Origin of the sequence: Klebsiella sp. 28, from assembly GCF_018223905.1 — a bacterium.
Lineage (GTDB): Bacteria > Pseudomonadota > Gammaproteobacteria > Enterobacterales > Enterobacteriaceae > Klebsiella > Klebsiella pneumoniae.
In genome coordinates, this window is the sequence record NZ_JAGRQY010000062.1 from 22,367 (window position 1) to 30,187 (window position 7,821).

Genomic DNA, 7,821 nt, shown 5'->3' on the forward strand with positions numbered 1-7,821 from the left:
CGCGGGCTGGGTATGCTGCAAAAATCTAATAGTATGTTGTAACTAAGGTGGTAATAATGGCCAGCTACGACCTCGTTGAACGTCTGAATAATACCTTTCGCCAGATCGAGCTGGAGCTGCAGGCGCTCCAGCAGGCGTTAAGTGACTGCCGTCTGCTGGCGGGCCGGGTATTTGAACTGCCGGCGATCGGTAAGGATGCCGAGCACGATCCGCTGGCCACTATTCCGGTGGTGCAGCACATCGGCAAGACGGCCCTGGCGCGCGCCCTGCGCCACTACAGCCATCTGTTTATCCAGCAGCAATCGGAAAACCGCAGCAGCAAGGCCGCCGTACGCCTGCCGGGGGCTATCTGCCTGCAGGTTACCGCCGCGGAGCAGCAGGATCTGCTGGCGCGTATTCAGCATATCAATGCCCTGAAGGCCACCTTCGAGAAGATCGTCACCGTCGACTCCGGCCTGCCCCCCACCGCCCGTTTTGAGTGGGTACACCGTCATTTGCCGGGGTTGATCACCCTTAGCGCCTACCGCACGCTGACGCCCCTCGTCGACCCGAGCACCATCCGCTTCGGCTGGGCCAATAAGCACGTCATCAAGAATCTGACCCGCGACCAGGTGTTGATGATGCTGGAGAAAAGCCTGCAAGCGCCGCGGGCGGTGCCGCCGTGGACCCGGGAGCAGTGGCAGAGCAAACTGGAAAGGGAGTATCAGGATATCGCCGCCCTGCCGCAGCGGGCGCGGCTGAAAATAAAACGACCGGTGAAAGTCCAGCCGATCGCCCGCGTCTGGTACGCCGGCGAGCAGAAACAGGTACAGTACGCCTGCCCCAGCCCGCTGATCGCCCTGATGTCCGGCAGCCGGGGGGTCAGCGTACCGGATATTGGCGAGCTGCTGAACTATGATGCCGACAATGTGCAGTATCGCTACAAACCGGAGGCGCAGTCGCTGAGATTGCTTATCCCGCGCCTGCACCTCTGGCTGGCTAGCGAATAGCCAGGCTGCCGACCATCTCTTCCGGGCGCACCCAGCTGTCGAATTCGGCTTCCGTCAGGTAGCCCAGCGCCAGCGCCGAGGCTTTGAGAGTCAGCCCCTCATGGTGCGCTTTTTTAGCGATTTCCGCCGCCTTGTCGTAGCCGATATGGGTATTCAGCGCAGTAACCAGCATCAGCGACTCATTGAGCAACTGACTGATCCGCTCGCGATTCGGTTCAATACCCACCGCACAGTGCTCGTTAAAGCTCGCCATACCGTCCGCCAGCAGACGCACCGACTGCAGGAAGTTGTGGATGACCATCGGGCGATAGACGTTAAGCTCAAAGTTGCCGGAAGCACCGCCGATATTCACCGCCACGTCGTTGCCCATCACCTGGCAGCAGACCATGGTCAGAGCTTCGCACTGGGTTGGGTTAACCTTGCCCGGCATAATCGATGACCCTGGCTCGTTTTCCGGGATGGCGATTTCACCAATGCCGCAGCGGGGGCCGGAGGCCAGCCAGCGGACATCGTTAGCGATTTTCATCAGCGAGGCCGCCAGGCCTTTCAGCGCGCCGTGGGCATGGACCAGGGCATCCACAGTGGCCAGCGCTTCGAATTTGTTCGGCGCGGTGACAAATGGCTGTCCGCTGAGCGACGCCAGCTCGGCCGCCACGCGTACGGCATATTCCGGATGGGTATTCAGCCCGGTTCCTACCGCCGTCCCGCCCAGCGCCAGCTCGGCAAGATGCGGCTGACTGGCTTCAATGTGCTTCAGGCTATGGTCCAGCATCGCCACCCAGCCGGAGATCTCCTGGCCTAAGGTGAGCGGCGTGGCGTCCTGCAGATGGGTGCGGCCGATCTTGACGATATCCCTGAAGGCCACCGCTTTTTCATTGAGCGTCGCCCGCAGCGCCTGCAGCGACGGGATCACTTTTTCCCGCAGGGCAATCAGCGCCGCGACGTGCATGGCGGTGGGGAATACATCATTTGAGCTCTGGCTCTTATTCACATCGTCATTGGGATGAATTTTTCGCGCCATCCCCCGTTCTCCGCCGAGCAGTTCACTGGCGCGGTTGGCCAGCACCTCGTTCATATTCATATTGCTTTGGGTGCCGGAGCCGGTCTGCCAGATAGCCAGGGGGAACTCCTGCGCGTGCTTTCCGGCCAGCACTTCGTCAGCGGCGGCGACGATCGCCCCGGCTTTTTCCGCCGTCAACAGTCCGAGATCCTGGTTAACCTTCGCCGCCGCCCGCTTGGTCAGCGCCAGGGCGTATATCAGCTCCCCGGGCATTTTTTCGGTCGAGATGCGGAAATGCTCCAGCGAGCGCTGGGTCTGGGCGCCCCAGAGTTTATCGGCCGGGACCTCGATGGCGCCCATCGAGTCTTTTTCACTGCGATGCGTTGTCATTACTTTCTCCTTGGATGAAAAGTGCGTCATAGCGACAAAGCTCACCTGCTTAAAAGACTAAGTATTGGCCAGATTGATAAGTTGTTTTGGTGGTTCGTGCCGCGAAGCGACATAAAAAAAGCCGCCCCGAGGGGCAGCCCAGACCGCTGACAAAATGCAATCGTCGGGATTGCCCGGCGGCGCTGCGCTTGCGCGGGCCTACAGAGAACTGCATAACTTATTGATATTGCTGTCTTTCGTAGGCCGGGTAAGGCGAAAGCCGCCGCCCGGCAGAAAGGCGCTCACCCTAACGAAATCAGGTTTGTCATCGACCAGCGCCGCCCCGAAGGGCGGCCTGGGTTACTTCACGCAGCGGGCGCACTGCGAGGTCTGGATCTGCTGGAAGAAGTCATTGCCTTTATCATCAACGAGGATAAAGGCCGGGAAATCCTCCACTTCAATTTTCCAGATAGCCTCCATACCCAGCTCCGGATAGGCCACGCACTCGAGGCTCTTGATGCTCTGCTGGGCCAGCACTGCCGCCGGGCCGCCGATGCTGCCGAGGTAGAAGCCGCCGTGTTTGTGGCAGGCGTCGGTGACCTGCTGGCTGCGGTTGCCTTTCGCCAGCATGATCTTGCTCGCCCCATGGGACTGCAGCAGATCAACGTAAGAGTCCATGCGGCCTGCGGTGGTCGGCCCCAAAGAGCCGGAGGCGTAACCGTCCGGCGTCTTGGCCGGACCTGCGTAGTAGATCGGGTGATCTTTGACGTACTGCGGCAGCGCCTCGCCGTTGTCGATAAGCTCCTTCAGCTTAGCGTGGGCGATATCGCGGGCGACGATGATAGTCCCGCTCAGCGACAGGCGGGTGGACACCGGATACTGCGACAGCTGCGCCAGGATCTCGCTCATCGGCTGGTTAAGATTTACCTTCACCGCTTCGCCTTCCCCGGCCTGGCGCAGATGCTCAGGGATATATTTCCCCGGGTTGCTCTCCAGCTTCTCGATCCAGATGCCGTCGCGGTTAATTTTGGCTTTGATGTTGCGGTCGGCGGAACAGGAAACCCCCATCCCGACCGGGCAGGAAGCGCCGTGACGCGGCAGACGGATCACGCGGATATCGTGGGCAAAGTATTTGCCGCCGAACTGCGCGCCGAGACCAAGGTTCTGCGCCTCCAGCAGCAGCTCCTGCTCCATCTGCACGTCGCGGAACGCCTGGCCGTGCTCGTTACCTTCGGTCGGCAGGCCATCGTAGTATTTGGTGGACGCCAGCTTCACGGTCTTCAGCGTCGCTTCCGCCGAGGTACCGCCGATCACGAAGGCGATATGGTACGGTGGACAGGCGGCAGTACCGAGGGTGCGCATCTTCTCGACGAGGTAATTTTTCAGCTTCGCCGGGGTGATCAGCGCTTTGGTTTCCTGGTACAGATAGGTTTTGTTCGCCGAGCCGCCGCCCTTGGCGATGCAGAGGAATTTGTACTCATCGCCATCGGTAGCATAGAGATCGATCTGCGCCGGCAGGTTGGTGCCAGTGTTAACCTCTTTATACATATCCAGCGGCGCGTTCTGCGAGTAGCGCAGGTTGTCCTGGATATAGGTGTTGTACACCCCCTGCGCCAGGGCGGCTTCATCGCCGCCGCCGGTCCACACGCGCTGGCCTTTTTTACCCATGATGATCGCGGTGCCGGTGTCCTGGCAGGTGGGCAGAATACCTTTGGCGGCGATATCCGAGTTGCGCAGGAACTGCAGCGCGACGTATTTATCGTTTTCGCTGGCTTCCGGATCGTTAAGGATATCCGCCACCTGCTGCTGATGCGCAGGGCGAAGCATAAAGGAGGCGTCGTGGAAAGCATGCTGCGCCAGAAGGGTCAGCGCCTGAGGGTCAACTTTTAGCACTTCCTGGCCGGCGAATTCGGCGACGGAGACGTAATCACTGCTGAGGAGATAATACTCGGTGTCATCCTTTTTGAGCGGAAAAGGATCCTGGTAAACAAACGGTTTATTCGACATTGTACTCTCACTTACTGCTTTGGCTGATTATGTTTCAGGCAGGGACTCCATGTGCCTGTAGAAAAGCGAGTCGAACAATCTTACACAATTTTTTAACAAAAACTGAGACAAGGACGACTTTTTCTTTCAGCAGTTGCTTCTCCACCGTTTGCTGGTTTAATAGGGCGATAAAATTTACTTTGTTTGAAACAGGGATTGAGAATGCAAAAGCTGATTAACGCCGTGCAGAACTATGCATGGGGAAGCCACACCGCCTTAACCGAACTCTATGGCATCGCCAACCCGGACAATCTGCCGATGGCAGAGCTGTGGATGGGGGCGCATCCGAAGAGCAGTTCGCAGATCCTGGCGGCCGACGGCCAGCCGCGTTCGCTGCGCGAGGTGATTGACGCGGATAAAGCCGCTCTGCTCGGCGACAAGGTTGCCGCCCGCTTTGGTGAACTGCCGTTCCTGTTTAAGGTACTGTGCGCCGCTCAGCCGCTCTCAATTCAGGTGCATCCCAACAAGCAGGCCTCGGAAGAAGGTTTCGCCCGCGAGAACGCCGCCGGTATCCCGCTCTCCGCCGCCGAGCGTAACTACAAAGATCCGAACCACAAACCGGAGCTGGTTTTTGCCCTGACGCCGTTCCTGGCGATGAATGCATTTCGCGAGTTCAGCGAGATTGTCACCCTGCTGCAGCCGGTGGCTAGCGCGCATCCGGCAATCGGCGCCTTCCTGCAGCAGCCGGACGCGACTCACCTGAGCCAGCTGTTTGCCAGCCTGCTAAATATGCAGGGTGAGGAAAAGGCCAAGGCGCTGCAGGTGCTGCGCGACGTACTGGCCCGTGAACAAGGCGAACCGTGGCAGACTATCCGCCTGATCGCGGAATTCTATCCGGACGACAGCGGCCTCTTCTCCCCGCTGCTGCTGAACGTGGTGAAGCTGAACCCAGGCGAAGCGATGTTCCTGTTTGCTGAAACGCCGCACGCCTATCTGCAGGGGGTGGCGCTGGAGGTGATGGCCAACTCGGATAACGTACTGCGCGCCGGCCTGACGCCGAAATACATTGATATTCCTGAGCTGGTTGCTAACGTCAAGTTCGAGGCTAAACCGGCGGGTGAGCTGTTGACCCAGCCGCAGCGTCACGGCGCGGAACTCGACTTCCCGATCCCGGTGGAAGATTTTGCCTTCTCCCTGCATGACCTCTCCGCCGAGGCCAGCGATCTGGCCCAGGCAAGCGCGGCGATCGTGTTCTGCGTCGACGGTGAAGCCGTACTGCGCAAAGGCGACCAGAGCCTGACCCTCAAGCCGGGCGAGTCGGCCTTCGTGGCCGCCAGTGAATCGCCGGTGCAGATCAGCGGCCGCGGCCGCGTGGCGCGCGTTTTCAATAAGCTCCAGTAAGCGACTGACCCTTAAGGTCGCGCTTACTGTTGGTGATAACTCAGCCAGGCGGTCTCTCCGCCTGGCTTCATTTATGGATAAATGCTATGAAAAAATCGCTGGTCGCAGCAGGAGTCATCGTGGCGCTGGGCGTGGTATGGACAGGCGGCGCCTGGTTCACTGGTAAACAGCTGGAAGGCCGGATCGCCGATATGGTGCAGCAGGCAAACGCCCAGCTGCGCAGCAGCGCGCCGGAGTCAGGTCTGGAGCTGAGCTATCAGGACTACCAGCGCGGGCTGTTCAGCAGCCATCTGCAGCTGGTAGTGAAGCCGATCGCCGGTCAGGCTAACGGCTGGCTGGCCGCCGGGCAGAGCGTGGTGCTTGACGAAGTGGTCGATCATGGCCCCTTCCCGCTGGCCTCGTTAAAAGCCTTTAATCTGGCGCCGGCAATGGCTTCCGTCCACACCACGCTGGTGAAAAACGACGCCAGCCAGGCGCTGTTCGAGATAGCCAAAGGCGACACCCCCTTTACCGTCGATACGCGCATTGCCTACAGCGGCGACAGCCAGTCGGCTATCGTCCTTAACGCCCTCGACTACGCTAAAGGCGATGAGAAAGTCACCTTCAGCGGCGGTCAGTTCCAGCTCGACGCNNAGCCTGAAGGGCCAGGCCGGCAGCGGGCAGATCGATGCGCTCAACGAATATAATCAGAAGGTACAGCTGCGCTTCGTCAACCTGACCACCGACGGCGCCACCGAGCTGGCCAGCTTCAACGAACGTATCGGCCAGCAAAAAATGACCCTCGATAAACTGGCCATCAGCGTCGAAGGCAAAGAGCTGGCGCTGATCGACGGCATGGCGCTGGACGGCGGCTCGACGCTGACCCAGGACGGCAAAGGCGTGAACAGCCAGGTGAACTACACCGTCAACAGCCTCAAGCTGCAGGGGCAGGATATGGGCAGCGGCAAACTCACGCTGAAAGTGGATAACGTCGACGGTCAGGCGTGGCACCAGTTCAGTCAGCAGTACAGCGCGCAGTCTCAGGCGCTGCTGGCGAAACCGGAGCTGGCGCAGAATCCGGAGCTGTATCAGCAGGCCCTCACCGAAACGCTGTTCAATGCGCTGCCGATCCTGCTCAAAGGCAACCCGTCGGTGACCATCTCTCCGCTGAGCTGGCGCAATGCCAAAGGCGAAAGCACCCTCAACCTCTCGGTTCTGCTGAAAGATCCGGCCCAGGTGACCGCTCCGCCGCAGACCCTGGCGGACAGCCTGGATCGCGTGGTGCAGTCCCTGGACGGCAAAGTGGTGATCCCGGTGGATATGGCGACGGAGTTTATGACTAAGATCGCCGGTCTGGAAGGCTATCAGCCGGCCGATGCCGCCAAGCTTGCCGATCAGCAGGTCAAAGGCCTGGCGGCGATGGGCCAGATGTTCCGCATTACCACCATGGAAGATAACGCCATCAGCAGCAGTCTGCAGTACGCGAACGGCCAGGTGACGCTGAACGGACAGAAAATGCCGCTGCAAGATTTTGCCGCGATGTTTGGTCTGGAAGCGCCTTCGCTGCCGGACAGCGCGCCGCAGGAAGGCCAGCCGCAGCAGGATGACGCCGCTCCTCAGCAGGATGACGCCGCCCCGCAGCCGTAACTTATCGGTACAGGAGACGGCCAGCGCGCGCCGTCTCCCTCATTTTCGCGTCACCAGCCGCGGGGGCATAATCTGGTTTCGCGTCTCGCCAGTCCCCTCTTCCAGCCGCCGCAGCATCGAATCCGCCAGGCTTTTCCCCATCTCCCGCGCCGGGGTGGTCACCCAGGTGAGGGGCAGGTCGTCGAGGGCGGCCTCCGGCACGTCGGCAAACGCCGCCAGCGCCACCCGCTGCTCAAAGTAGCTCTCGACGCCATCTTCCCCGCTCTGTCTTCCAGCCCGTAACAGACCGAACCACGCGCCGGTGGCTACCACGTTGTTGTAGCACAGCACCGCGGTAATGGTCGGATTCTGGCGCAGCAGGCCGGTCATCGCCTCCGCCGCCTGCTTCTGGCTGGACTCGCACTCCAGCACCCATTCGCTGAGAAACGGCAGGCCGTATTTCAGCAAGGT

The 7,821-nt window shown here is 60.3% G+C and carries 5 protein-coding genes and 1 pseudogene; 3 read left to right on the top strand and 3 right to left on the bottom strand.

The features are described 5' to 3' along the window. Positions 1-56 precede the first annotated feature (56 nt). Complete coding sequence (gene tus, locus KHQ28_RS11360; protein WP_004148259.1) at positions 57-989, top strand: DNA replication terminus site-binding protein; 933 nt, start codon at positions 57-59, stop codon at positions 987-989. Here the strand turns inward: tus and fumC are convergent. Together fumC and fumA are read right to left on the bottom strand one after the other, a co-directional pair. Beyond that, positions 979-2,379 (bottom strand): class II fumarate hydratase, encoded by a 1,401-nt coding sequence (gene fumC / locus KHQ28_RS11365; protein ID WP_002903315.1) that lies wholly within the window; start codon positions 2,377-2,379, stop codon positions 979-981. The two genes, tus and fumC, sit on opposite strands and share 11 nt — an antisense overlap. Before the next feature lie 339 nt (positions 2,380-2,718). Further along, complete coding sequence (gene fumA / locus KHQ28_RS11370) at positions 2,719-4,365, bottom strand: class I fumarate hydratase FumA (RefSeq protein WP_004179678.1); 1,647 nt, start codon at positions 4,363-4,365, stop codon at positions 2,719-2,721. Positions 4,366-4,566: 201 nt separating this feature from the next. Between fumA and manA the strand changes: the two genes are divergently transcribed. Both manA and KHQ28_RS11380 read left to right on the top strand, forming a co-directional pair. After that, entirely contained in the window at positions 4,567-5,745 is a 1,179-nt protein-coding gene (manA, locus tag KHQ28_RS11375; protein ID WP_004176341.1) for a mannose-6-phosphate isomerase, read from the top strand. A gap of 86 nt (positions 5,746-5,831) precedes the next feature. Further along, a pseudogene (locus KHQ28_RS11380) lies at positions 5,832-7,371 on the top strand (YdgA family protein). Positions 7,372-7,410: 39 nt separating this feature from the next. On the opposite strand, the gene KHQ28_RS11385 reads toward KHQ28_RS11380, so the two are convergent. Next, a partial coding sequence (locus tag KHQ28_RS11385) for a substrate-binding domain-containing protein (protein ID WP_211777606.1) occupies positions 7,411-7,821 on the bottom strand: 411 nt, incomplete at its 5' end.

Bases quoted from the DNA above. Each gene is read 5' to 3' on its own strand.
- tus (WP_004148259.1), top strand. From the start codon at position 57: ATGGCCAGCTACGACCTCGTTGAACGTCTGAATAATACCTTTCGCCAG.
- fumC (WP_002903315.1), bottom strand. From the start codon at position 2,379: ATGACAACGCATCGCAGTGAAAAAGACTCGATGGGCGCCATCGAGGTC.
- fumA (WP_004179678.1), bottom strand. From the start codon at position 4,365: ATGTCGAATAAACCGTTTGTTTACCAGGATCCTTTTCCGCTCAAAAAG.
- manA (WP_004176341.1), top strand. From the start codon at position 4,567: ATGCAAAAGCTGATTAACGCCGTGCAGAACTATGCATGGGGAAGCCAC.